The sequence below is a fragment of the Kribbella endophytica genome, from assembly GCF_054781295.1.
Genome location: NZ_BAAGUR010000001.1, coordinates 186,682 through 209,563, shown reverse-complemented (window position 1 = coordinate 209,563; position 22,882 = coordinate 186,682). Strand labels below are relative to the sequence as shown.

Sequence of the window (22,882 nt, the reverse complement as noted above, 5' to 3'; positions counted from 1 at the left end):
AGGCGGCGGGCGGACCGGAGTTGCTGGTTGTGGAAGACCCATGAAGTGATCGAGGAGAAGAGCGGGCGATGAAACCCACCGAGTTCGTCAAGGTGAACACTCAGTTTTGGGGCGAGCACCTGAAGAGTGTCAGCGAGCACCTGCCCGTCAGCCACTCACGCGAACTGCCCGGCCCGCTGCTCTACCCGCGGCTGATGATCCTGACCGAGACCCCCGACTGGAACATCCTGGAGCTGGCCGGCGTGAGCCGCGAGTACCGCTCCCTGGAGGTCCGCCGGCAGAAGGCCGCCGGGATCGACGAGTACTTCGGTACGACGGCCGGCGCCGCCGCCGTCGTCGCGCTGCCGGACGAAAGCGTGGTGAAGGACGCGACCATCGCCAGCGAGCGCGGCAAGAACGCGCTGTCGGACTCGTACCCCGCGACGCAGGGCCTGCTCGGCAACGAGATGGTCGGCCCGAGCGACCGGCTGCTGGAGTTCCAGCCCGGCAACTACGCCGTACTGGACCGCGTGCTGCTGGCCCAGTCGTCCGGCCTCGCCGTACGGCTGAAGTGGAACTTCTTCACGATCGCGATCCACCGCTCCGAGCCCGCGGACAAGTACCGCGACTTCCTGCAGCGGCTGGTCAGCAACTCGCAGCACCTCGACCCGGTCGGCACCTTCGCCGTACCGCGGGGTGGGGACGTCGAGCAGGCCCTGAAGGCGGACCAGTTCGCCAGCACGTACCTGCACGGCCTCGCGAAGCTGACCACGGCCGAGTTCCTCGCCAAGCACGAGGACGTGCTGCTGTCGGCCTTCGACGCGACCCGCCTGATCGTCCAGCCGTCGCTGGAGTCGTCGGAGGGCACGATCACGCCGGACTTCATCCTCGAACGCGAGGACGGCACCCACGTCGTCGGCGACCTCGCCCTCCCGCTCCGCGAGACCGGCCAGAAGCACCGCCGCTCCCTCGACCTCCCCGCCGGCGCCACGCGTCTGGCGGCGTACCAGAAGTACTTCACCACCGCGGAGAACCAGGCCTTCGCCAAGACCAAGTACGGCGTGGAGATCACCGACGCCCGCACGGTCCTGGTCGTCGGCACGCAGGATTCGGCCGCCGACTTCCCCCAGGCTGCCAAGACGGCGTCGTCCCTGGAGGTCGTCGACTACGACACCCTCCTCCGCGTTCACCTGGCGTCGAAGTCGGCGTCGCCGGCGACCCGCGCCGACTCGGGCCCGACGAGCATCGCGACGATGCCGTAGGTCCCCGCTCTCAGCGCGGCCCAACGGGTCGCGCTGAGAGCGCTGCCGCCGGTCGCGGATGCGCAGTACGCGATGACCTCAGCTGGTGGTCAGCACGAAGTTCGGGGACACCTGCCATCTCAGCGGGCGGCCGCCGTACGTGAAGGGCGGCGCCAGGTAGCGGTAGGCGTACCTGCCGCGCTGCGTGGCGGTGAACGTGTAGCTGCCGGAACCGTTGCTTGTGGCAACCCACTTCAGGTCGCGCCAAGCCTGGCCGTCCCAGCGTTGCAGCGTCGTCCGCACGTTCGCGGGCGGCACCAGCGTGACCCGGGTCGTCACGCGCTGCCCGTACGTCGCCGTGGAGTCGGTGAAGCCGCCGCGGACGCCTGGCCGGGTCAGCGTGGTCGAGGCGCCGCCGATCACGCCCAGCCCCAAGCTGCCGTTGGCGTAGTGATCCGGTACGGCGACCCGGTACTGCCGCGTTCCCCAGGCGACCGGCGCGAACCGGAACGTTCCCGTAGCCGTGCTCTGGACGATCCCCACGACGTACCAGGGCGAGGCCGCGTCGGCTCGCGCGTGCAGCACAACCGGCCGAGACGCTTCGGCGGTCTGCCCCGCCCAGCAGGGCCCGAGATCGCACTGGCGCGTGAGCCGCTGCAGCTGCCCGGTGATCACCGTCGGCTGCCCGTACGTCGTCGCAGCCGGCACGGACACGCTGCCGAACCGCTCGACGTCGACGCTGTCCGCGGACCACGAGTCGGACCACTCGTTGTAGTCGCGCACACTGACCACGATGGGTGCCGGATCGGTCGGCGTGAAGGTTGCCGACGTCCCGGCCCCGGCGTCGACCATCAGGTCCCAGACGGTGGCCTTCGCTTGACTCGCGTGCACCTGGAACCGGTGCGGTCCGAGCGGAAGATCCAGCGGATCACCCGGGTTGGGATCGACCGGCTCAGCACCCGCGTGCCACTTCATCGTGTACTGGCCGACCGGCGTCGCGGCCGCGGTGAGCGAGTCGATCACCGGTGAGCCCCGGAGCAGCGTGTCGAAGGCGACGGACAACCCGGCCGGGCTGGTCGGCTCGTTCCCTCCGACGTACACCGCGACCCTGACCAGGGCCGCCGAGGAGAACTGGGCCACCTCCAGATCTACCTGGTTCCCCGCGGCCGCAGGGACCGGCGTCAACCAGCCGAGACCACCGGCGTACTGCGGAAACACCCGATTCGGCACCGACCCCGTCTCACTCCAGGTCACCCGGACGTGCGTGTGCGCAGCGCTGGCCCACGCCACCTTCACATTCGTCGGCGCCGGGTCCGCCGCCTGAGCCGGACTCACCAGCCCGACCGTCATCAACAGCCCCAAAGTCGCCGCCAGCACACCTGTCCGCACAGGACCACTCCACTCTCACCTGCTCGATGCACGGGCGAGAGCGGAAGTTACCGACGCGCCACGGCGTGCGCGGCACACTCACATCTCGGTGCGCACCTTCTCCAAGGCCAACGCGAGAAGGTCCCCGGCGAGGTCGAGCGACTCGGCAGTCGCCAGGCTGCTGGTGACGCCGTAGACCCGGTTCTCGAGTCGGCCGACCGCTGGCTTGTCCGGCAGATCGGTTGCCTGGAGCGCGTAGTCGATCTTCCCGCTCCAGTGGACGTACGCGACCACGCGCGTCGGCTCGCCAACCAGAGCGTCGTAGACCCGGAAGTAGTCGCTGACCTCCCCGGACTTCCGGTACGAGGGGACCGCCACCGCCTGCTGCCAGCCGACGACCTTCAGGAAACCGTGCAGTCTCTCGGCAACTTCAGGCGTGCTCTTCAGCGCCACCAAATCGGCTACAGAGACCGAGACCTCGACCGGCACAGGCTCAGCGTCGTACGTCGCGCTGGGCTCGGGCTCGACGACCACGGCGGAGCGCTCGGGCATCAGCCCGGCCGGGTCCACCCAGCCCTCGGTCTGCCGATCCCACACCGCGATACCTTGCTCGACGTACCGAAGCCAGCCGGCCTTCTTGCTCGTGCTGAGCTTGCCGTGTTCCTGGACGGTGACGATGCAGGCGACGCCGTACGTCGTGAGGAACTGCTCCAGCTCCTCCACGTCCCGCGGCTTGGCGAGCAGCTTCTCGCGGAGTTCCTTGCGGGTCCACACATGCTCGTGGTTGATGCTCGCCGGAGCCGTCGCGTTCTTCACCCCGGCAGAGATGTACCGGGTGTTGTACTTCGCGTACGGCGATACGCCCTCGGCCTCGGTCCACTTCCACAACCCGATGCTGAGCTGCTCGTTGTGGTGTTGCGGAGTGACACCGGTGAGCAGTAGCAGTTGCCGGACGAGTTCGAGTGCGCTCGCCCGGTTCTGCTTGACTGCGGAGGTGGCGGTGTACGGCTGGTTGGCTCGAACGACGGCGACGTCTGGCATTCGCCGATTGTGGCGGGCCGGGCCGTGCGCCGCCAGGGGTCAGTGGTGGGTGGCTGAGAGGTCCAGGGAACGCGGTGTCAGGTACAGGACCAACCCCGCGACGGCCAGCAACAGGACGCCGCCGGCTAGGCCGAACCAGGTGAGGGAGTCGGTGAAGGCTGTCTGGGCGATGCGAGACAGGACTGGGTTGTCGAGGGTGAGGGCGCCGGCGAGGGACTCGCGGGCCTGGGAAGGGGCGTCCGCGGGAAGCCCGGCGCGGTAGACCGCGGCGGCGAGGCTGCCTAGGACAGTGATGCCCAGGGCGGCGCCGATCTCGTAGCTGCTCTCCTCGATGGCGGCGGCGCTGCCGGCCTTGGCGACCGGCGCTCCGGCCATGATGACGGCGGAGGCTACGGCCAGGGGTGCGGTGCCGATGCCGATCAGGGTCAGGGACGCGGCGATTCCGGCGTACGACAACGGCTGGGGGAGCACGAAGAGGAGCAGGAAGCCGACGGCCCCGACGACGAGGCCGGCGACCAGGACCGTGCGTGCACCGATGCGCTGGGCAACGACCGGCGCGAGCGGCGAACCGATCAGACCGCCAACGGCCATGGGGAGAAGGGCGACGCCCGAGGCGAGTGGTGACCAGCCCTGGACGAGTTGCAGCCACTGGGAGATCAGCAGGAGCGCCGCGACCATCGCGAAGCTGGTGATCAGAGCAGTGAGCACGCCGGCAGTGAACCCACGCCCGCGGAACAACCGGATCTCCAGCATCGGCTCGGCCGCCCGCAGGCAGCGCAGTACGAAGCCAGCGAGCAGCGCAGCGCCCAGCAGCCCAATGACCAGGACCTCAACAGTGACACCGTCCTTGCCGAGCTCCTTGATCGCATAGACCAGCCCGACCATCCCCACGATCGACAGCCCGGTCGCCACCGGATCGAGCCGTCCCGGACGATCCGACCGGCTCTCCGGCAGCAGCACCAACGCGGCGACCACAGCGACAACCATCACCGGCACGTTGAACAAGAACGCCGAGTGCCAGCTGAAGTTCTGCAGCAGCGCACCACCCACGATCGGCCCGAGCGCACCACCCACAGCAGCGGTCGCACCCCAGATCCCCAGCGCGGTCGCGCGCTCCCGCGCATCCGGGAACAACGACCGGATGAGCGACAACGTCGACGGCATGATCATCGCGCCACCAACGCCGAGCAGCACGCGGATCGCGATCACGGACTCAGGACTGTCCGCCAGCAGTACGCCGAGCGACGCCGCCCCGAAGATCACGAACCCGGCCACCAACATCCGCCGCCGCCCGAGGCGATCGCCGAGCGCGCTGGCCGTGACCAGCAGCCCGGCCAGCACCAGCGAGTAGACGTCGACGATCCACAGCTGCTCGACCGAGCTCGGCCGCAGGTCCTCGGCCATCGCGGGCAGCGCGAGATTGAGGATCGTCATGTCCATCACGACCACCAGCAGGCTGGCGGACAGTACCGCAAGCCCACCCCAGCGCCGTCGCACGCTGGGTGTCGAAGGCGGCGTGTACGTCGTACCGGCGGTCATCGGGAATCTCCAGTCGCAGTGCCAGTCAGCAGGGTCGAGAAAACGAGCGCGTCGAGGTCGCGCCGGGCCACGTCGCCGCGGCGCAGCGCTTCACGGGCGGCGATCATCAGGCCGTACACGGTGTGCTCGATCCAGCGCGCCGGCAGATCGGAGCGCAGTACGCCGGCCCGCTGCGCGCCCGCGTAGAACTCGACCTCGCGGTCGATCAGCTCGTTGGTCCGCGTCATCAGCTCCGGCATCGCTTCCATCCGGTTGTTGGCCAGCGCGTACGCGAACTCGTCGGCGTTCTCGACGAACCACGTGGTCAGGTCGCGCAGACAGGCGCGGATCCGTTCCGGATCGCCGGACTCGCCGGCCGCGACCATGCCGGTCTCGTCCTGCGACCGCGACCAGTGGTCGAGCGCGCGCTCGCCGATCTCGCGCAGCAGCGCGTCGCGGGAGGCGAAGTGCCGGTTCAGCGTCGCCCGGCCGATCCCGATCGCGGCCGCGAGATCGGCCATCGAGGTGGTCGGGTCGGAGTTCAGGTGCCGCAGGGCGGCATCAAGCACCTGGGAACGAGTCAGCATGCTCCAAGTAGACACGGTTGTCCCGTTTGAGACAAGTTGGTCTCATCTGAGACGCTCAGGCCTCGACGATCACGCCTACCGCCGCGACCACAGCCTTCCGCTGAGCCGCCGGAAGCCCGGCCGTCAGTTCGGCGATCCGATCCGTGTACGCCGTGTGCGCCTGGTGAGCGAGCTCGGTCCCCGTCGCGCTCAGGCCGATCCGGCAGGCCCGCCGATCCGCGGGGTCGCGCAGGCGTTCGACGAGCTCCCGCCGTTCCAGTCGGTCGACCATGCTGGTCAGGCTCGACCGTTCGATGCTCATGATCCGGCTCAGCTCGGTCATCCCGAACGGCCCGGCGAGCAGCACGCAGAGCAGGTGCGCCTGCTGCGGCGTCAGCCCGAGCGGCCGGCTCGACTCGGCGTACAGGTCCTGCAGTTTGTGCATCAGCTGGACCAGCGAGCCGACCAGTTCGGTGTCCTGTGCAACGGCCATGCCGCCATCGTAGTCCGCTCCTCGGAATGTCAGCAGGCCTGATATTTCGGTGTACTACTATTTAGGTCTACGAACTACTTGGGAGGACCCGCGATGACCGTCAGATTCGGAATCGGAGCCCCGTCGGCGCTGCCCGAGCTGCTCCGCACCGCCGAGCAGGCCGACCGCGACGGCCTCGACCACGTCTCGATCGCCGATCACCCGTACGGCGCGCACGCGCTCGACGCGTACGCAGCGATCGGGTTCGTGCTCGCGCGCACCGAGCGGATCAGCGGGCTGGTCAACGTCACCAACCTGCCGTTGCGCCCGGCACCGATCCTGGCCCGTACGGCGTCCACGCTGGCGGCGGCGTCCGGCGATCGGTTCGTGCTCGGCCTCGGCGCTGGGGGAGCGCCGGACCGGATCACCGCGATGGGCGGCCGGCAGCAGAGCCCGCGCGAGGCCGTCGAGGCGTTCGAGGAGGCGATGGTGCTGATCCGGTCGCTGACCACGCCTGGCTCGGCGGTGACGTCGGTCGGGCCGCACTACCCGGTGAAGGGGATCCCGCCGGTCGAGGCGCCGGGGCTGCAGATCTGGACCGGCTCCAACGGCCCGCGGTCGCTCGCGGCGACCGGTCGACGGGCGGACGGCTGGATCCCCGGCCACGCGGCCGACTGGCTGAGCGAGGTCTACAAGCAGTCGCGGCCGATCATCGACGCGGCCGCTCTCGAGCTGGGCCGCAAGCCGTCGGACGTTGCGACGATCTACAACTTCCCGGGCGCGATCACCGACCGCCCGCTGGATCGCACCCGCGACGACGAAGGTCGCTGGATCGGCGGATCGGTCGGCCAGTGGGTGGAGGAGCTGACGGGCGCGGTGCTGGAGCACGGCGCCGCGGGGTTCACGTACTTCCCCCGCGGCGACGCGTCGTACGAGAGCTCGGCGAACCGCTGGGCCCAGGAGATCGCCCCGGCGGTCCGGGAGCAGACGCGACCGCACCAGGCCTGAGGCGCCGACGCCCACCACTGACCAACCTCGCTCGGGTCGGCGGGTTCACGCTCGAGCGCGCTCCGATCCGAGCGAGAACAGGTGCTTGATCAGTGGTGGGCGTCGGTCCCCGGATCAGCTCAGTTCGGCGAGCTCGTCGGCCGACAGCTCGATCGTGCCTGCCGCGATGTTCTCCTCCAGGTGCGCCGGGTTGCCCGTACCGGGGATCGCGAGCACGTGCGGGCCCTGGTGCAGGGTCCATGCGAGCCGGAGCTGCTGCTCGGACACGCCCTTGGCGGCGGCGATCCGGCGTACGGCGTCGGAGTGCTCGTTCGTCGCCGTCCCCTCACGCGAAGCCCCGGCGATCGCGAAGAACGGGACGTACGCGACCCCGCGCTCACCGCAGACCGGCACGAACGTGTCGTCGTCGCGATGCGTGTCGAGGGCGTACGAGTTCTGCACGCAGACCACCGGCGCGATCGGCTGCGCCTCGTCCAGGTGGTCGACCCGGATGTTGGACAGCCCGAGGTGCCGGATCAGCCCGGCGTCGACCAGGTCGGCGAGCGCGCCGAAACGGTCGGCGATCGAGTCCTCGCCGGGCTTCTTGATGATCCGCAGGTTGACCACGTCGAGCACGTCCTTGCCGAGCTGGCGCAGGTTGAGCTCGACCTGCTCGCGCAGTTCGTCGGCAGTGGTCGCCTGGTAGAAACCCCGCTCGGGGTGGGATCCCGGCCCGACCTTGGTGGTGATCACCAGGTCCTCCGGGTACGGCGAGAGCGCCTCGCGGATCAGCTCGTTGGCGTAGCGGATCGGTCCCTCGCCGACGCCCATCGTCCCACCGGGGGACGCGTAGAAGGCGGCGGTGTCGATGTGGTTGACGCCGAGCTCGACGGCCCGGCGCAGGACCCGGATCGCGACGGCGCGATCCGGGTTCGGGGTCGTGCGCATCGCGCCGAACCCGAGTCGGTTGACGGTGAAATCGCCCAGCTTCCAGGTACCCGCGGCAGCCGCGGGAAGATTTGCGGAATTGTTTTCAGGCATCCGCCCACCTTATTCCTCGATAGCGCCACGCCTGGCTCGCAGATGCGCCCGGAACGTCAGAGTGGGGTCGGCGGCCCGCGCTGCCAGGTACTCGTCGAAGCCGACCTGCTCGCGCAACGACGTGCCGCCCGCGATCAGCGCCGACTGCCGGCGTTCGGTGTCGCGGATCGATTCCGCCAGCGCGAACAGCTCCTCGACCTGCGCGGCCGGGACGAAGACGATGCCGTCGTCGTCACCCAGTACGACGTCTTCGTTGCTGACGGCCCATTCCCCGATCGTTGCCGTCGTCAACGCGTCGGCAGGCAACGGATCGAGCCGCAACGGTCCCGTCGGCAACGATCCGAGGCTGTAGACCGGCAACCCGATCGTGCGGATGTCGGCCGAGTCCCGGTGCAGCCCCCACACCGCTAGCCCGGCAAGCCCGGCCGTCTTCGCCTCCAGTACGACGAGGTCGCCGACGCAGGCCTCGTCCAGCCGGCCGCCGTTGTCGACCACCAGCACGTCGCCCGGCTCGGCCTGTCCGAACGCCTCCAGGAAGAGGTCGACGCTGCCGACATGCTGCGCCGGCAGCACTCGCCCGGCCAGCCGTCCCGGCAGTGCGGCTCTCAAACCGACGCATCGCACCGGGACGCCAGCCCGTACACACGCATCGGCGACGTGCGCCGTGGTCAGTTCGGCGAACCGCGCGGTCAACTCGTCCGGCTTCATCAAGTGCCTCCCCTGGGTCGAGCACCGACCCTATGCAGCCGATCGATACGCCACCAGAGGCCCGCCGTACTCAGCGTTCCAGACTCAGCGGTCCAGGAAGGCCAGGATCTCCGGTAGACCAGGGGAGTAGCCGTCGCTCGTGTCGACGGAGAGTGTCGGCACCGGCAGCGCGATCGGGTCGAACGACTCGTGCACGGTACGACGCCGCTGCTCGTCGTACTGGCTGTCCTCGTGCGCCGCGCGCGACGGCGTGCTGCCGGAGCGAGCGGTCATCCGCGCGAAGGCGACGTCGGCCGGGACCGTGCAGTGCACGATCCGGAACTCGGCCTGCCCGATCAGCGGGGTCAGCCCGGGCCGCCAGAGCCGGTCCTGGAACGCTGCCTCGGCAACGACCGACGTACCGCGTCCGACCAGCAGACCGAGTACGTCGAAGAACGTCGCGAGGGTGCGCATCGTCAGCGGATCGGCGGGGCCGGGCACGAAGCCGGGGGTGGCGTGCGCCATCCCTTCCTTGATCTCGTCGCGACAGATCGCGGGGCAGCCGACGCCGGCCGCGATCTGGTGCGCGAGCGTCGTCTTGCCGGTTCCCGGCGGTCCACTCACCACGATCAGCATCGGCAGTACAGGCACCGCGGCACCCTAGCGGCTCCGGGCCGACCCTGCTCGTTGCCTTCAGCAACAGTATGTCTCGCTATTCAAGACGTGGGGTCTCAATAAGCAAGATTCGGGTCTAGTCTGAGCGGGAGACAAAGGAGTCCGCGATGAACAACGTCTACACCCACGGCCACCACGAATCCGTCCTGCGGTCGCACCGCTGGCGTACCGCCGAGAACTCGGCCGGCTACCTGCTGCCGCGCCTGCGTCCCGGCCAGAGCCTGCTCGACGTCGGCGCCGGTCCCGGCACGATCACCGCCGAGCTCGCGGCGCTGGTCGCGCCCGGAAGGACGACGGCGCTCGAGGCGAGCGAGTCCGCGCTCGCCATCACCCGCGCGACCTTCGCGGAGCGCGGGATCGCGCCGAGCTCCGCCGGCGGCGACGCTGTCGCAGGACCCGCCGACGGGCCGGCGATCGAGGTCGACTTCGTCGTGGGCGACGTGCACCACCTCGACCTTCCCGACGACTCGTACGACGTCGTGCACGCCCATCAGGTCCTGCAGCACGTGGCTGATCCCGTCCAGGCGTTGCGCGAGATGCGCCGGGTCTGCAAGCCGGGCGGGATCGTCGCGGCGCGCGACTCCGACTACCACGCCTTCACCTGGTACCCGGAGCTGCCGGAGCTCGACGAGTGGATGGACCTGTACCAACGCCTCGCCCGCGTCAACCAGGGCGAGCCGGACGCGGGCCGCCGCCTGCTGTCCTGGGCGCGCGAGGCCGGGTTCGAGCAGATCGAGGCGACGGCGAGCAACTGGACCTTCGTGAACGTCGAGGACCGCGACTGGTGGGGCGGCATGTGGGCCGACCGGGTGCTGCAGTCCGCGATGGCCGACCAGGCGCGGGCGTCCGGCGTACCGGAGGCTGCGCTGGAACGGATCTCGGCCGCGTGGCGGACCTGGGCCGCGGCGCCGGACGGCTTCCTGAGCTTGCTGCACGGCGAGATCGTCGCCATCGCCTGACCATAACGAAGCGTGATGCGAGTGTCCGCTGGGCAGAAATCCGCTCACGCGTTGTAACGATCAACTCGGAACGTCGATAGAGGGGTGTTGGCGGTACGCCGGCCGGGGGCCCTGGGGAGGGAAGGGCCGGCGCAACGGCCGCCTCTGAGTGTCCGAGGGGGACAACTTCATGCGTTACAGATCCGCAGCTCTCGGGCTGGCGGTGGCGACTCTCGCTGCCGTCGGCCTGACCGCACCGGCCGAGGCCCGGCCGCTGCAGAGCACAGCCAGTACGGCGGTCGCCGCGACCAGAGTGGTCACGACAGCGATCCCGTGGGGGCAGAACGGCGACATCGCCGTACCGCGCTCGTACGTCAGCGACAGCAAGGTCGAGCTCGCCGTCTTCCGCCCGAGCAACGGGACCTGGTACATCCGTGGCTGGACGAACATCAAGTTCGGCCAGGCGGGCGACATCCCGGTCCCGGCCGACTACAACGGGGACGGCCGCGCCGAGCTCGCCGTGTTCCGTCCGTCCAACGGCTACTGGTACATCCGTGGCGTCGGCCAGTTCGTCTGGGGCCAGGCCGGCGACGTACCGGCCGCGTCGAACTACGTCGGCGACAGCCGCGCCGAGGCCGCCGTCTGGCGCCCGTCGCTCGGTCGCTGGTTCATCCGGGGAGCCGCTCAGATCTCCTGGGGTGCGAACGGCGACATCCCGGTGCCCGCCGACTACGTGGGCGACAGCCACAGCGATCTCGCGGTCTGGCGTCCGTCGCTCGGCCGGTGGTTCATCCGCGGCGCGGCGCAGATCGTGTACGGCGTGAACGGCGACGTACCGGTCCCGGCGAACTTTGTCGGCAACGCCAAGGCGGATCTCTCGGTGTTCCGCCGGGGCACCTGGTTCATCCGCGGCGGGGGCAGCTTCGTCTGGGGCCAGACCGCCGACCGCCCGTTCGCCGGCAACTACGCCGGTACGACGGCGACCGACCAGGCGGTCTGGCGGCCGTCGAACGGGACTTGGTACTTGCGGTACCAGGTCAACGTGACGCCGCCTCCGCCTCCGCCGCCGCCCTGCGACCCGTCGTACCCGACGGTCTGCATCCCGCCGCCTCCGCCGGATCTCAACTGCGACGACATCCCTTATCGTCGCTTCAAGGTGCTCGCTCCGGATCCGCACAACTTCGATGGCAGCGACCACGACGGGATCGGTTGCGAGACCGACTGATCCTTGCCCCAAGCAACCGGCCCCCGAGTAGCAGATCGGGGGCCGGTTTCATTTGCCCGCGAAGACCACCAGGTACCCATCCGGATCCCGCACCCACAGCTCCCGATGCCCGGCATTCGGATTCTCGTGCACCCCGGTCTGAACGTCCGAGGCGACAACCCGCCCAGCCATCGCGTCCAGATCATCCACCTCGAACCACACCGCAACCCCGTTCCCCAACGGCAGCTCCGGATCGCCGATGTTCCCGTGATGATGCCCGACCTCCAGCCTGTGCAACTGCAGCACCAGCTGATCGTCCACGTGAACCCGCTCGTACTCGGGCCCGCCGTGCGCACTCACCCCGCCCAGCACCCCGCAGTACCAAGCACTGCTCTTCTCCACGTCGCGCACCGCCAGCAACGGCTGCGGTCTCACCGAAAGCGTCATGCGACCGACGCTAAGCCGTCCCGCCCGGGGAAGTCTTGGACAAATGGGCACGCTGCCGCGAAGCCTCGTACAACACTGCCGTCGCCGCATTCGCCGCGTTCAACGAACTGGCAGCCCCACCCATCGGAATCCGCACCAACTCGTCAGCCAGCTCTTTCCACGCTGCCGAAAGCCCAGAGGTCTCGTTCCCCACCAGCAGCAACGTCGGCTGCGTGAAGTCGAAGTCGTACACATCCACCGACCCGTGCTCATCGGTGCCCACCACAACAATCGGTACGCCGCGAGCCCTCTCGGCGGCGACCCACTCCATCACCTCACGCTGCGACGGCACCCGCACAGCAGGCAACGCGAACAGCGACCCCGTACTGGCCCGCACCGCCTTCGGGTCGTACACATCAGCCGCATGCCCGGTCACGATGAACCCGTCGGCACCGAACGCGTCCGCCGACCGGATGATCGACCCGATGTTCCCCGGTCCGGTCGGCCGATCGAACACCACACCCAAGAAATCCCTCTGAACAGCGATCCGCGACAGATCATCCGGCGGCATCGCCACCACAGCAACGAGTTCAGCCTCGGACTTCTCCGTCAGCTCCGCCAGCAGCTCCGGCTCCATCAGCACCCGCTCGGCCTGCCGCTGGCTCTGCAGCAGCTCGCGCGCCCACTGCGACGGCACCCGCGACGCGTCCTGGATCAGCGCGTTGACCGTCCACCCGTGCTCGACCGCCAAGCTGATCGGCCGCACGCCCTGGACGAGGAACTCGCCGGCCCGCTGCCGCTTGTTGCGATTGCCGAGCAACGCCTGCCACACCTGGAACCGTGCATTCCGACTACTGACCCGCGTCGCCATAGCCCCCAACAGTAGATCAGCTGAGCGACTGGATCAGTCCGAGGTTGTTGCCGTCAGGATCCTGTACGACGGCCAGCCGCTGCCGCCCGCCGGACACGAGCTGCGGATCCGTCGACTCGATGTTCTGCTCCGACAGCCGCCTCAGCTCGGCGTCCAGGTCGTCGACCGTCACGTTCACCGCCGTACGCCCGGCCCGTTCCGGATCGGCGAAGACCTGCACGACCCCGAGCTCGCTCAGGTGCCACTCGGCGAGGGAGTCCATCGGCCGGGTGTCCGCGTCACGCCCGAAGAACCCCGAGTACCACTCGATCGCCTTGTCGATCTCCTGCACCGGCACCACGGCCAGAACCGTACGCATCGTCACGCTGCCTCCTCGGTCGGTCCCCGACCTGTGCCCACGACGAAACCCTCAGGTCCCGAGCGTCGACTCCCGCGGCACCAGTTCCGTGGGCATCGAGATCAGCCCTGACGGCGACGAACCACCGATCAGCTCGAGCAGCAACTGCGCCGTACGCCGTCCCAGCTCCTCGAGCCGCAGATCCACCGTCGTCAGCGGCGGCCGGCTCGCGAGCGCCATCACGCTCCAGTTGTCGAACCCGGTCACCGCGACATCGTCCGGCACCGCCCGCCCCAACTCCCGCAGCCGATCGCACACCCCGCGCGCGATCTGATCACTCCCGCAAGAGATCGCATCCACGTCACCCGTCCGCAGCAGTACGTCGACCGCGTGCCGCCCCCACCGCTCACTCCACTCTCCGTGCAGTGGCTCACCCACCAACGCGTCGCCCGCTGTCTCACGCGTTGCCGAAGCCCGAACCACCGCACTGCGATGCGTCGCCGGCCCGGTCACGTGCGCGATCCGCCGCCGTCCCAACGACAGCAGATGCCGTACGGCGGACGCCGCGCCACCGTGATCGTCCATCACCACCGACGTGTCGGCCGGATCCGTCGACGGGCTGAACGCATAGACCACCGGCATCGGTACGTCGATCGGCGCGCGCGGCTCGGTCCGGCGTCCGGTGACGATGATCCCGTCGACCCGCCGGGCCACCAGCGACTTCAGGTAATGCGACTCGCGCAGCGCGTCGTCCCGAGTGTCGCACAGCACGAGCGCCATCTCGCCCGCGCTCAACGCGTCCTCGGCGCCGAGCATGATCGGGATGCTGAACCGGCCGGAGCTGTCGGTCGTGATCAGCCCGACCGTGTAGCTGCGGCCCGACGACAGCGCCCGGCCGCGGCTGTCCGGGGTGAAGCCGAGCTGCTCGGCCGCACGCCGTACGCGCTCGCGGGTCTCCTCGCGGAGCTGGCCGGTGTCGTTGAGCGCCTTGGACGCCGTACTGGTCGAGACGCCGGCCAGGGCGGCGACGTCGGTGATCCGCGGCACGACCGGTCCCCGTGACGCCATCTGCCACCCTCCCAGCATTTCCGGATTTCCGTCAGAGTAGCGGATCGGCGGGCGCCGAAGCCTTGACCAAGCGCGACCAGGTGCTTACGGTCGATCAGGAAAACGTGTTCCGTCCGTTTCCGCGAGGAGCCGCTTTGATGCCGAAGGACCAGCTCTCCCCAGTCGCGACCACCCGCGCCGTGCTCCAGCCGATCGGCCTCGGCCGGGCCCGGATCACCGGCGGTTTCTGGGCCCCGCGCCAGCAACGCAACGCCGAGAACGCGATCCCGTCGGGCCAGGACCAGCTCGAAACCGCCGGCAACCTGCAGAACCTGCGGCTGGCCGCCGGCATCGGTGAGGGCGAGGCGATCGGGCCGGTCTTCGCCGACTCCGACGTCTACAAGTGGCTCGAGGCCGTTGCCTGGGAGTACGGGCGCAACCCGTCCGAGGACCTGCTCCGCCGCCAGCGCGAACTCACCGCGGTGGTCGCCGCGGCGCAGCGCGAGGACGGTTACCTCGACTCGGTCGTCCAGTTACGCGAAGGCGACGAAGGTCGCTACCAGAAGCTCGTCTGGAGTCACGAGCACTACTGCGCCGGGCACCTGATCCAGGCCGCGGTCGCACAGGTCCGCTGCACCGGTGACACCGCGTTGCTCGACGTCGCGACGAAGCTCGCCGACCACCTGGTCGCGACCTTCGGCGAGACCCCGGACGGCAAGATCCGCGATGTCGACGGTCACCCGGTGATCGAGATGGCCCTGGTCGAGCTCTACCGCGAGACCGGTACGACGGCGTACCTGGACCTCGCGCGCTGGTTCGTCGAGGCGCGCGGGCACGGGATCATCGCCGAGCACGGCCACGAGGCGACGTACTTCTCCGACCGCCGTCCGGTGCGCGAGGCAACGACGGTCGAAGGGCACGCCGTACGGGCCGTGTACCTGGCGGCCGGTGCCACCGATGTCGCGGTCGAGACCGGCGACACTTCACTGCTCGATGCGCTCAAGGGTCAGTTCGCGCACATGTGGGCCACGAAGACCTATGTCACCGGCGGCCTCGGCGCGCGCTGGGAGGGCGAGGCGTTCGGTGACGAGCACGAGCTGCCGCCGGACCGCGCGTACGCCGAGACCTGCGCGGCGATCGGTGGGATCCAGTGGGCGCATCGGATGCTGCTGGCCACGAACGACCCTTTCTACGCCGACGCTGTCGAGCGGATGCTCTACAACGGGTTCCTCGCCGGCGTCTCGCTGAAGGGCAGCGAGTACTTCTACGTGAATCCCTTGCAGCACAGGGGAAGCGCGCATGCCGACAACAACCGTAGCCCCGCGCACGGCCGGCGCGGATGGTTCGACTGCGCGTGCTGCCCGCCCAACATCATGCGGACGCTCGCCAGCCTCGACGGTTACTTGGCGACGAGCGCCGCGGACGGCGTGCAGCTCCACCAGTACGCCGAGGGCACGATCGCGACCGACACCGTCGAGCTGCGGGTCGAGACCAACTATCCCTGGGACGGCGCGATCCGGATCACCGTCGACAAGGCGCCGGACGTCAGTGTCGCCCTGGAGTTCCGCATCCCGGCGTGGGCCGAGGGCGCGACCCTCAACGGCAAGCCCGTCGACGCCGGCCAGTACGCCCGCGTCGAGCAGACCTGGTCGCCTGGTGACACCGTCGAGCTGCACCTCCCGCTCACAGCTCGGACCGTCACCGCGGCGCCGCGCGTCGACGCCGTACGAGGTTGTGTCGCCATCGAACGAGGCCCGCTCGTGTACGCCGTCGAGCAGGTCGACCAGGAAGCGAACGTCGACGACCTGCATTTGGTGGACGCCCCGATCACGGCCCACCACGATCCGGACCTGCTCGACGGCGTCACCGTGCTCACCACCCAAGGTCGCGTCGACGCGCCGACGCAGATCAAGGCCGTCCCGTACTACGCCTGGGCCAATCGCGAGATCGGCGCCATGCGGGTCTGGCTGCCGCGTGGCTGACCATGCTGACCAGGAGGCGATTCCTCGGTACGGCGGCCGCGCTCGCCGGGATCTCGGGCTGCAGCTCGGTCCTGCCTGAGCCGGACGTCGCGGCGCCCGGCTTCGGTACGGGCGCCACCGGGACGGTGAAGGTGTGGTGCAGGGCGGCGACCCAGACCGGTCTGACCAGCCTGGTGGAGAAGTTCAACGCGTCGCAGGACCGGCTGCGGGTCGAGCTGACGCCGGTGCTCGACGCGCAGTACGTGACCAAGCTGGCCACCGCGATCCGCGGCCGCGGCGTACCGGATCTGGTCGACATCGACGACATCAACTCGATGCTGTTCATCTACCGCGATGCGTTCACGGATCTCACCGAAGCCCTGCAGGCGTTGGACTTCCGGGCCAAGCTCAGCCCCGGGCACTTGCGGCTGGCGACCCGCGCCGGTCGCGCGTACGGCGTACCGTATCTGGCCGACAACTCGATGTTCTGGTTCAACACCGAGCTCTGCGACCGTGCGGACGTCGATCCCGATCAAGCGATCACGTCGTACGACGAACTGCTCGCCGCCGCGCGCCGGCTGCGCAAACTCGGCGATGACATCTACGCGTGGAGCTTCCCGGCGAACAGCCCGGGCGCGCTCGGGTTCGTCGTCCAGCCGATGATCTGGGCGGCCGACACCGACCTGATCCGGGGCGAGGTCGGGCAGCAGGAGGGCAACATCGTGGGCAACTCCGTCGTCCAGCGGATGCTCGAGCTGCACCGGCAGCTGTGGGTCGACGGATTGGTGCCGAGGGCAAACTTCTCCGACGACGCGTCGCGCTGGGGGAGTGACTTCCGGGCCGGCGTGGTGGGGATCTTCCCGTCGAACTACAGCGTCGTTGTGTCGGGCTCGGATCCGGCGTTCCACGCCAAAGTGACACCGCGGCTGCTCTCCGGACCGGACGGCGGATCGGCGTTCTTCGACGGGGGCGACAACATGTGCATCCCGCGCGGCGCCGAGAACGCCTCTGGCGCTTGGGAGTTCGTCCGGTTCGCTCTGGATCTGCCGCAGCAGACCGATCTGCCCGCGGGCGGGTACACGCCCGTCCGGTCCGACGTCGCAACACCGGAGTTCGCGAAGAAGTTCCCGCTCGCGACGCTGCCGCTGAAGCGGATCGAGGAGGGCTACGCGCCGACCACCCTGTCGTACAACCTGCTCTACAACCAGCCGGACGGGCCGTGGCTGCAGATGTTCCGCCGGGCCGTGTTCGACGGCGAGCTGGAGGCCGCGATGTCCGAAGCCCAGGAGTCGTACGACCGGATCCTTGCGCAGGGCCAGGCATGAACCGCGCGTCGCTGACCCATCCGCCGCGGACCGGGCTGCTGCTGGTGACGCCGGCGGTGCTGTTCGTGGGTGTGTTCGTCCTGGTGCCGTTGGGCTTTGCGCTGGTGATCTCGCTGACGAACTGGCCGTTGATCGGCGACGTCCGCTTCAGCGGCGTGAAGAACTACACCGCGATCGCCTCCGACGCGGCGTTCGCCAAGTCCGTGCTCTACACGCTCCTCTACACGGTGATCGTCACCGGGCCGATCCTCGTGCTGGGCTACGGGTTGGCCGTCCTCGTACGCCGTAAGCGCCGCGGCTCCACGCTGCTCCGGACGATCTTCTTCCTGCCGTTTGTGGTCGGCCTGTCGACGCTGAGCTTCGTCACGGTCCTGGAGGCGCAGCCCGAGAGCGGCGCGATCAACATCCTGCTCCGCGGTCTCGGCATCACCGACGGTACGACGGCCTGGCTGGTCGACGGCCCGTTGGCGACCGGGCTGATCTGCGTCCTGGTGATCTGGGGTGTCTCCGGGCTGACGATGATGCTGCTGATGGCCGGGATGCAGGCGATCCCGCGCGAGTTCTACGAGTCGTCCGAACTCGACGGTGCTGGTTGGTGGCAGCAAGAGCGCGAGATCACGATCCCGATCCTGCGCCGCACGATCGCGATGGCCGTCGTCATCTCGGTGGTCGGCTCGCTGCTCGCGTTCTCGCAGTTCTACATCCTGACCCGCGGCGGGCCGGGCACGGACACCACGACGGTCGTCCAGTACATCTACAACCGTGCCTTCGTCCAGCTCCAGCTCGGCGCCGCCACCGCGCTGTCGATCGTGCTGGTGGTCGTCGTCGGCCTGGTCACCGCCGCCCAGTTCTGGCTGCTCCGGGAGAGGGACTGACGATGCTGCGCCTCAAGAACGTCTTCTACGTCGTCGGCGGCCTCGGCGCGCTGCTGGTCTTCGCCGTACCGTTGCTGTGGGCTCTCTTCCGCTCGGTCCAGCCGAACGACGTGATCGTCGCAGCGCCGGACCGGGCCACGTTCTTCCAGCTGACCTGGGACAACTTCCGCACGCTGATCGAGGGCCCGGGCAACTTGTTGCGGGCAGTCGGCAACAGTCTGGTCGTTGCCATCAGCACCGCCGTACTGACTGCTCTCCTCGCAACCCTCGCCGGCTACGGCTTCGCCAAGTTCCGCTTCCGCTCCGGCCCGCTGCTGTTCGCGCTGGTCGTCGTGTCGATGATGATCCCGTTCCAGGCGATCCTCACCCCGCTCTACCTGCAACTCAACGTCATGCGCCTCACCGACAGCCTGCTCGGCCTCGTCCTCTTCTACACCACCGTCAATCTCCCCTTCGGCGTCTTCGTCATGCGCAACTCGTTCTCGTCCGTCCCCGCCGAGCTAGAAGACTCCGCCCACGTAGACGGCTGCGGCACCCTCCGCATGATCGCCTCGGTCCTCCGCCCCTTGGTCACCCCCGGCGCGGCAACAGTCGCCCTCTACGCCTTCCTGGCCGCCTGGACCGAATTCCTAGGCGCCCTGACGTTCCTCACCAAAGACGAGCTCTACACCCTCCCCGTAGCCCTGGTAAACGTCCAAGCAGGCGCCTACGGCGAGGTCAACTTCGGCTCCCTGGTAGCCGGCTCAGTCATCGCGATGATCCCGTGCGTAGTCCTGTACGTCGGCCTCCAACGCTTCTACGTAACCGGTTTGGCCTCCGGCGCGGTCAAAGGCTGAGTACTTGTCCCACGCGGCGCTACGCCCGCTTCAAGTGCGCGCTGGCGCGCTGAAGTACCGCGCTACCGCGCGGAGGCGGCGCTACCGCGCCGGAGGATGCGCGGCCGCGCATCGGCCTACGCGCTAGCAGGTGGTATTACCGCGTACGGCCATGCGCTTCGCACCTCGCCACGGTGAGGGTGTGGAATTGCCCAATCAGTGCCCTTGGCCGACAGCACCAGCAGCGGATGGAGGCAAGAATCAACACGTCCCGCAGCGCGCCGACCGAAGATCACCTCAAGGACGCCCAGTTGATCTGGGACTACCACCAGATGCACCAACCGCTCAGGCAGGTCGACGTCGGGATCGGCCTCGGCAGTCACGACCTCGGGGTTGCGACCTTCTCAGCCGATGTCTATCACCGGGGCTTCTTTCCGTCGCTTGTATTCACAGGAGGGACCAGCCGTACGACGGCGGCACAGGTCCCCCGCGGCGAAGCGGTTCACTACCGCGAACGTGCCATCGAGCTCGGCGTACCGGACTCTGCGGTAGTGGTCGAGCCGCGAGCGACGAACATCGGCCAGAACATCGCGTTCGCCCGCGAGATCCTCACTGACGTCGGGAGGCCGGTCGGATCGGTGCTGCTGATCTCCAAGCCCTACATGGAGCGCAGAGCCTTCGCGACCTGTCAGAAGGTCTGGCCGGAGGTCGAGGTCGTTTGTGCGTCCGAGCCGGCTATGTCAGGCGGCTGACGAAGTGACAGCAAACTGGTCCCGGCCTCTGCGCGGTTGGCACCGTGCCTTTGGAGGTCTCCACCAGCACCGTTTGTAGGTCAGTGCTGACACCACCCGGACCAGGAGGGCACCCTAGTGTTGGTGGGAGTTGACACGACCCTGGCGGGCGCGCAAGCGGAGCGAGTCCGAGCAGATTGAGCGGAGGTGGGCGCATGTCGGCGACGAAGCTCCTGGTACTCGGTATCGTGCACCTCTCCGGCGGCGCGCATGGCTACCAGGTGCGGTCCGAACTGCAGAGCTGGGGTGCGGAGATTTGGGCCAAGATCAAGCCCGGCTCGATTTATCACGCGCTGAAGAAGGCGGCGGCTGATGGCCTCCTCACCGAGCACGCCGAGCCGGGCAACTCCGGGCCGGAGCGCGTTTTGTACCGCGCGACAGCTCGGGGACGTGACGAGATAGTCGAACTGGTCCGCGACGGTCTGCGGCGCCCCCATGACCCCACCATGCTCGACGCGGCCATCGCCATGTTGCCCATGCTGACCAGGACAGATGCCATCGCGCACGTCAACGCGCGAGTCGCGCGCCTGGAAGCGGAGCTCGTAGAGCAGGCCAAGGGGTGGGAGAACCCGAACCCCGACATTCCCGAGCACGTCCGCGATCAGGCCGAACTGTGGGCGGGACACGCACGCACCGAACTGGAGTGGGCGAAGAGCCTGAGCAAACGACTGTCTGAGGGCGCGTACACCATGGCCGATGATCCGGGTTCGTGGCGAACGGTCCACGATCCCCTCAAGATGCGCTTCTAATCAACCTTTACTAGTCGCTCCTCCTCATGTACTTTGGCCAAGTACTCAAGCTTGACTAGCGCTCAACCAATCCGTTCGCAACACCGAGAGAAGGTGTCGAACCCATGGGAAAGTTCGCGATCGAGACGAGAGGGTTGAAGAAGAGCTTCGGCAAGACCCACGCGGTCGCCGGTGTGGACCTGGCCGTGAGCGCCGGGGGCGTGTACGGCGTGCTCGGTCCGAACGGGGCGGGCAAGACCACCACGATCCGCATGCTGGCCACGCTCCTGCACCCCGACGCCGGAGAGGCGCAAGTGCTCGGCTACGACGTCGTGCGTGACGCCCGGGCGGTGCGGAGCAGGGTGGGCCTCACCGGGCAGTTCGCGTCGGTCGACGAGGACCTCACCGGGGTGGAGAACCTGTTGCTGCTCGCCAGGCTGCTCGGCTACTCACGCCGCCGAGGCAGGGAGCGGGCGGCCGACCTGCTCGACGCGTTCGGTCTTGCCGAGGCGGCCGATCGGCAGGTGAAGAAGTACTCCGGTGGGATGCGCCGGCGCATCGACATCGCGGCGAGCCTGGTAGTCACCCCCGAACTGATCTTCCTCGACGAGCCCACGACCGGGCTCGACCCGCGCAGCAGGAACCAGGTCTGGGAGATCGTCAGGGGCATGGTCGCCGAGGGCGCCACCGTGTTGCTGACCACGCAGTACCTCGACGAGGCCGACCAGCTGGCCGACCGGATAGCGGTGATCGACCACGGGAAGGTGGTCGCCGAGGGCTCGAGCGGCGAGCTCAAGGCATCGGTCGGCGCCGGCTCGCTGCACGTACGGCTAGGTGCGCCCGAGCAGCGGGCCGAGGCAGAGCGGGTCCTCGCCGGCGTCCTCGAGGTGCCGGTCGAGCCGTCCGCTGACCCGGCCGCGCTGTCCGCGCGGATCTCCGACCCCGAGCGGGTCGCCCGTTCCCTGGCCGAGCTGTCCCGCAGCGGCATCGACGTCACCGAGTTCGCGCTCGGTCAGCCGAGCCTGGACGAGGTGTTCCTCGCCCTGACCGGACACGCCGCCGAGGAGACACCCGAGGAGGATGCCGCATGAATGCCACGTCCACGGAGCAGGCGTCGGCGCCGGTCACCGAGGACGCGCTGCGCAGTGTGCTGTCGGCCGGTGAGCGCCCGCCCCGACCCGGTCCGGTGAGCACCTCGTTGACATTCGGCTGGCGCGCCCTCCTGAAGATCAAGCACGTGCCCGAGCAGCTCGTCGACGTGACCATGTTCCCGATCATGTTCACGTTGATGTTCACCTACCTGTTCGGTGGCGCGCTCGCCGGGTCGACTCAGGAGTACCTGCAATTCCTGCTGCCCGGCATCCTGGTGCAGGCGAACGTCATGATCACCATGAACACCGGCATCACGCTGAACACCGACATCCAGAAGGGGGTGTTCGACAGGTTCAGGTCACTTCCGGTGTGGCGACCATCCCCGCTGGTCGGCGCCCTGCTCGGCGATCTGGTGCGCTACTCGATCGGGTCGGCGATAGTGATCACGCTCGGCTTGGTCCTAGGGTTCCGGCCGGAGGGTGGCGCCGTCGGGGTGGTGCTCTCGGTGGTGCTGCTGCTGGTGTTCTCGTTCTGCCTGTCGTGGCTGTGGACGATGCTCAGCCTGATCCTGCGCACGCCGAACTCGGTGGCGGGGGTCAGCATGATGGTGATGTTCCCGCTGACGTTCGTGAGCAACATCTTCGTGGACCCGAAGACGATGCCCGGGTGGTTGCAGGCGGTCGTCGAGGTCAACCCGATCACCCACCTGGCGACCGTGGTGCGCGGCCTGATGCACGGCTCGGTGCCCGCCGGGGAGATCGGCTGGGTGCTCGTCTCGTCCGTACTTCTCGTCGCGGTGTTCGGTCCCATCACCATGGTCCTCTACCGCAACAAGAAGTAGATGCCGCTACCGCGAGCACTTGGTCGAAATCAACTCCGACAACCCGGCCCACTCGG

The 22,882-nt window shown here is 68.6% G+C and carries 24 protein-coding genes; 12 read left to right on the top strand and 12 right to left on the bottom strand.

The features are described from left to right. The first annotated feature begins 68 nt into the window (after positions 1-68). Positions 69-1,241, top strand: a complete 1,173-nt coding sequence (locus tag ACYVIO_RS01070; protein WP_460648720.1) for a hypothetical protein — start codon at positions 69-71, stop codon at positions 1,239-1,241. A gap of 78 nt (positions 1,242-1,319) precedes the next feature. Here the strand turns inward: ACYVIO_RS01070 and ACYVIO_RS01065 are convergent, their stop codons facing one another. From ACYVIO_RS01065 to ACYVIO_RS01045, 5 genes are all read right to left on the bottom strand, one after another. Further along, entirely contained in the window at positions 1,320-2,609 is a 1,290-nt protein-coding gene (locus tag ACYVIO_RS01065) for a hypothetical protein (protein WP_460648719.1), read from the bottom strand. A 78-nt stretch (positions 2,610-2,687) separates the two neighbouring features. Continuing rightward, complete coding sequence (locus ACYVIO_RS01060; RefSeq protein ID WP_460648718.1) at positions 2,688-3,629, bottom strand: hypothetical protein; 942 nt, start codon at positions 3,627-3,629, stop codon at positions 2,688-2,690. A 39-nt stretch (positions 3,630-3,668) separates the two neighbouring features. Then, positions 3,669-5,168, bottom strand: coding sequence for an MFS transporter (locus ACYVIO_RS01055; protein ID WP_460648717.1), 1,500 nt, complete (start codon positions 5,166-5,168; stop codon positions 3,669-3,671). Beyond that, a complete protein-coding gene (locus tag ACYVIO_RS01050; protein ID WP_460648716.1) occupies positions 5,165-5,734 on the bottom strand; it encodes a TetR/AcrR family transcriptional regulator in 570 nt (189 codons plus the stop codon). The genes ACYVIO_RS01055 and ACYVIO_RS01050 overlap by 4 nt, the downstream gene beginning before the upstream one ends. A gap of 55 nt (positions 5,735-5,789) precedes the next feature. Then, a complete protein-coding gene (locus ACYVIO_RS01045; protein ID WP_460648715.1) occupies positions 5,790-6,206 on the bottom strand; it encodes a MarR family winged helix-turn-helix transcriptional regulator in 417 nt (138 codons plus the stop codon). A 93-nt stretch (positions 6,207-6,299) separates the two neighbouring features. On the opposite strand from ACYVIO_RS01045, the gene ACYVIO_RS01040 reads away from it, so the two are divergent. Next, positions 6,300-7,193, top strand: a complete 894-nt coding sequence (locus ACYVIO_RS01040; RefSeq protein WP_460648714.1) for an LLM class flavin-dependent oxidoreductase — start codon at positions 6,300-6,302, stop codon at positions 7,191-7,193. A 114-nt stretch (positions 7,194-7,307) separates the two neighbouring features. Here the strand turns inward: ACYVIO_RS01040 and ACYVIO_RS01035 are convergent, their stop codons facing one another. The 3 genes from ACYVIO_RS01035 to ACYVIO_RS01025 all read right to left on the bottom strand — a co-directional run bounded on the left by ACYVIO_RS01035 (position 7,308) and on the right by ACYVIO_RS01025 (position 9,551). Continuing rightward, positions 7,308-8,213 (bottom strand): aldo/keto reductase, encoded by a 906-nt coding sequence (locus tag ACYVIO_RS01035; RefSeq protein WP_460648713.1) that lies wholly within the window; start codon positions 8,211-8,213, stop codon positions 7,308-7,310. Between the two features lie 9 nt (positions 8,214-8,222). Continuing rightward, positions 8,223-8,921 carry an RraA family protein gene (locus ACYVIO_RS01030; protein WP_460648712.1) on the bottom strand — a complete coding sequence of 233 codons (699 nt, stop codon included), beginning with the start codon at positions 8,919-8,921 and terminating at the stop codon, positions 8,223-8,225. Positions 8,922-9,005: 84 nt separating this feature from the next. Beyond that, complete coding sequence (locus ACYVIO_RS01025; protein ID WP_460648711.1) at positions 9,006-9,551, bottom strand: AAA family ATPase; 546 nt, start codon at positions 9,549-9,551, stop codon at positions 9,006-9,008. A 131-nt stretch (positions 9,552-9,682) separates the two neighbouring features. Here ACYVIO_RS01025 and ACYVIO_RS01020 point away from each other — a divergent pair, with 131 nt between their 5' ends. Then, the gene (locus ACYVIO_RS01020; protein WP_460648710.1) at positions 9,683-10,534 is read left to right on the top strand and encodes a class I SAM-dependent methyltransferase; all 852 of its coding nucleotides are present in this window, start codon (positions 9,683-9,685) and stop codon (positions 10,532-10,534) included. A 169-nt stretch (positions 10,535-10,703) separates the two neighbouring features. Next, positions 10,704-11,738: a hypothetical protein gene (locus ACYVIO_RS01015; RefSeq protein ID WP_460648709.1), complete on the top strand. Its 1,035-nt coding sequence runs from the start codon at positions 10,704-10,706 to the stop codon at positions 11,736-11,738. Between the two features lie 48 nt (positions 11,739-11,786). Here the strand turns inward: ACYVIO_RS01015 and ACYVIO_RS01010 are convergent, their stop codons facing one another. The 4 genes from ACYVIO_RS01010 to ACYVIO_RS00995 are packed head-to-tail and all read right to left on the bottom strand — an operon-like array spanning position 11,787 to position 14,419. Then, entirely contained in the window at positions 11,787-12,164 is a 378-nt protein-coding gene (locus ACYVIO_RS01010) for a VOC family protein (RefSeq protein ID WP_460648708.1), read from the bottom strand. A gap of 10 nt (positions 12,165-12,174) precedes the next feature. Further along, positions 12,175-13,014, bottom strand: coding sequence for a TrmH family RNA methyltransferase (locus ACYVIO_RS01005; RefSeq protein ID WP_460648707.1), 840 nt, complete (start codon positions 13,012-13,014; stop codon positions 12,175-12,177). Positions 13,015-13,030: 16 nt separating this feature from the next. Then, positions 13,031-13,372 carry a VOC family protein gene (locus ACYVIO_RS01000; RefSeq protein ID WP_460652047.1) on the bottom strand — a complete coding sequence of 114 codons (342 nt, stop codon included), beginning with the start codon at positions 13,370-13,372 and terminating at the stop codon, positions 13,031-13,033. 51 nt (positions 13,373-13,423) lie between these two features. Beyond that, entirely contained in the window at positions 13,424-14,419 is a 996-nt protein-coding gene (locus ACYVIO_RS00995) for a LacI family DNA-binding transcriptional regulator (RefSeq protein ID WP_460648706.1), read from the bottom strand. A 137-nt stretch (positions 14,420-14,556) separates the two neighbouring features. On the opposite strand from ACYVIO_RS00995, the gene ACYVIO_RS00990 reads away from it, so the two are divergent. The 8 genes from ACYVIO_RS00990 (at position 14,557) to ACYVIO_RS00955 (ending at position 22,826) form a co-directional block, all read left to right on the top strand. Continuing rightward, positions 14,557-16,380, top strand: a complete 1,824-nt coding sequence (locus ACYVIO_RS00990) for a glycoside hydrolase family 127 protein (RefSeq protein WP_460648705.1) — start codon at positions 14,557-14,559, stop codon at positions 16,378-16,380. A 2-nt stretch (positions 16,381-16,382) separates the two neighbouring features. Continuing rightward, on the top strand, positions 16,383-17,684 hold the full coding sequence (locus ACYVIO_RS00985) for an extracellular solute-binding protein (protein ID WP_460648704.1): 1,302 nt from the start codon (positions 16,383-16,385) through the stop codon (positions 17,682-17,684). Further along, positions 17,681-18,559, top strand: a complete 879-nt coding sequence (locus tag ACYVIO_RS00980; RefSeq protein WP_460648703.1) for a carbohydrate ABC transporter permease — start codon at positions 17,681-17,683, stop codon at positions 18,557-18,559. The genes ACYVIO_RS00985 and ACYVIO_RS00980 overlap by 4 nt, the downstream gene beginning before the upstream one ends. 2 nt (positions 18,560-18,561) lie before the next feature. Continuing rightward, positions 18,562-19,395: a carbohydrate ABC transporter permease gene (locus tag ACYVIO_RS00975; RefSeq protein ID WP_460648702.1), complete on the top strand. Its 834-nt coding sequence runs from the start codon at positions 18,562-18,564 to the stop codon at positions 19,393-19,395. 227 nt (positions 19,396-19,622) lie between these two features. Further along, positions 19,623-20,126 (top strand): YdcF family protein, encoded by a 504-nt coding sequence (locus ACYVIO_RS00970; protein WP_460648701.1) that lies wholly within the window; start codon positions 19,623-19,625, stop codon positions 20,124-20,126. 194 nt (positions 20,127-20,320) lie between these two features. Beyond that, on the top strand, positions 20,321-20,914 hold the full coding sequence (locus tag ACYVIO_RS00965; RefSeq protein ID WP_460648700.1) for a PadR family transcriptional regulator: 594 nt from the start codon (positions 20,321-20,323) through the stop codon (positions 20,912-20,914). A 104-nt stretch (positions 20,915-21,018) separates the two neighbouring features. Continuing rightward, the gene (locus tag ACYVIO_RS00960; protein WP_460648699.1) at positions 21,019-21,984 is read left to right on the top strand and encodes an ATP-binding cassette domain-containing protein; all 966 of its coding nucleotides are present in this window, start codon (positions 21,019-21,021) and stop codon (positions 21,982-21,984) included. Beyond that, positions 21,981-22,826 carry an ABC transporter permease gene (locus tag ACYVIO_RS00955; RefSeq protein ID WP_460648698.1) on the top strand — a complete coding sequence of 282 codons (846 nt, stop codon included), beginning with the start codon at positions 21,981-21,983 and terminating at the stop codon, positions 22,824-22,826. Before ACYVIO_RS00960 ends, ACYVIO_RS00955 begins: the two co-directional genes overlap by 4 nt. Positions 22,827-22,882: the final 56 nt, after the last annotated feature.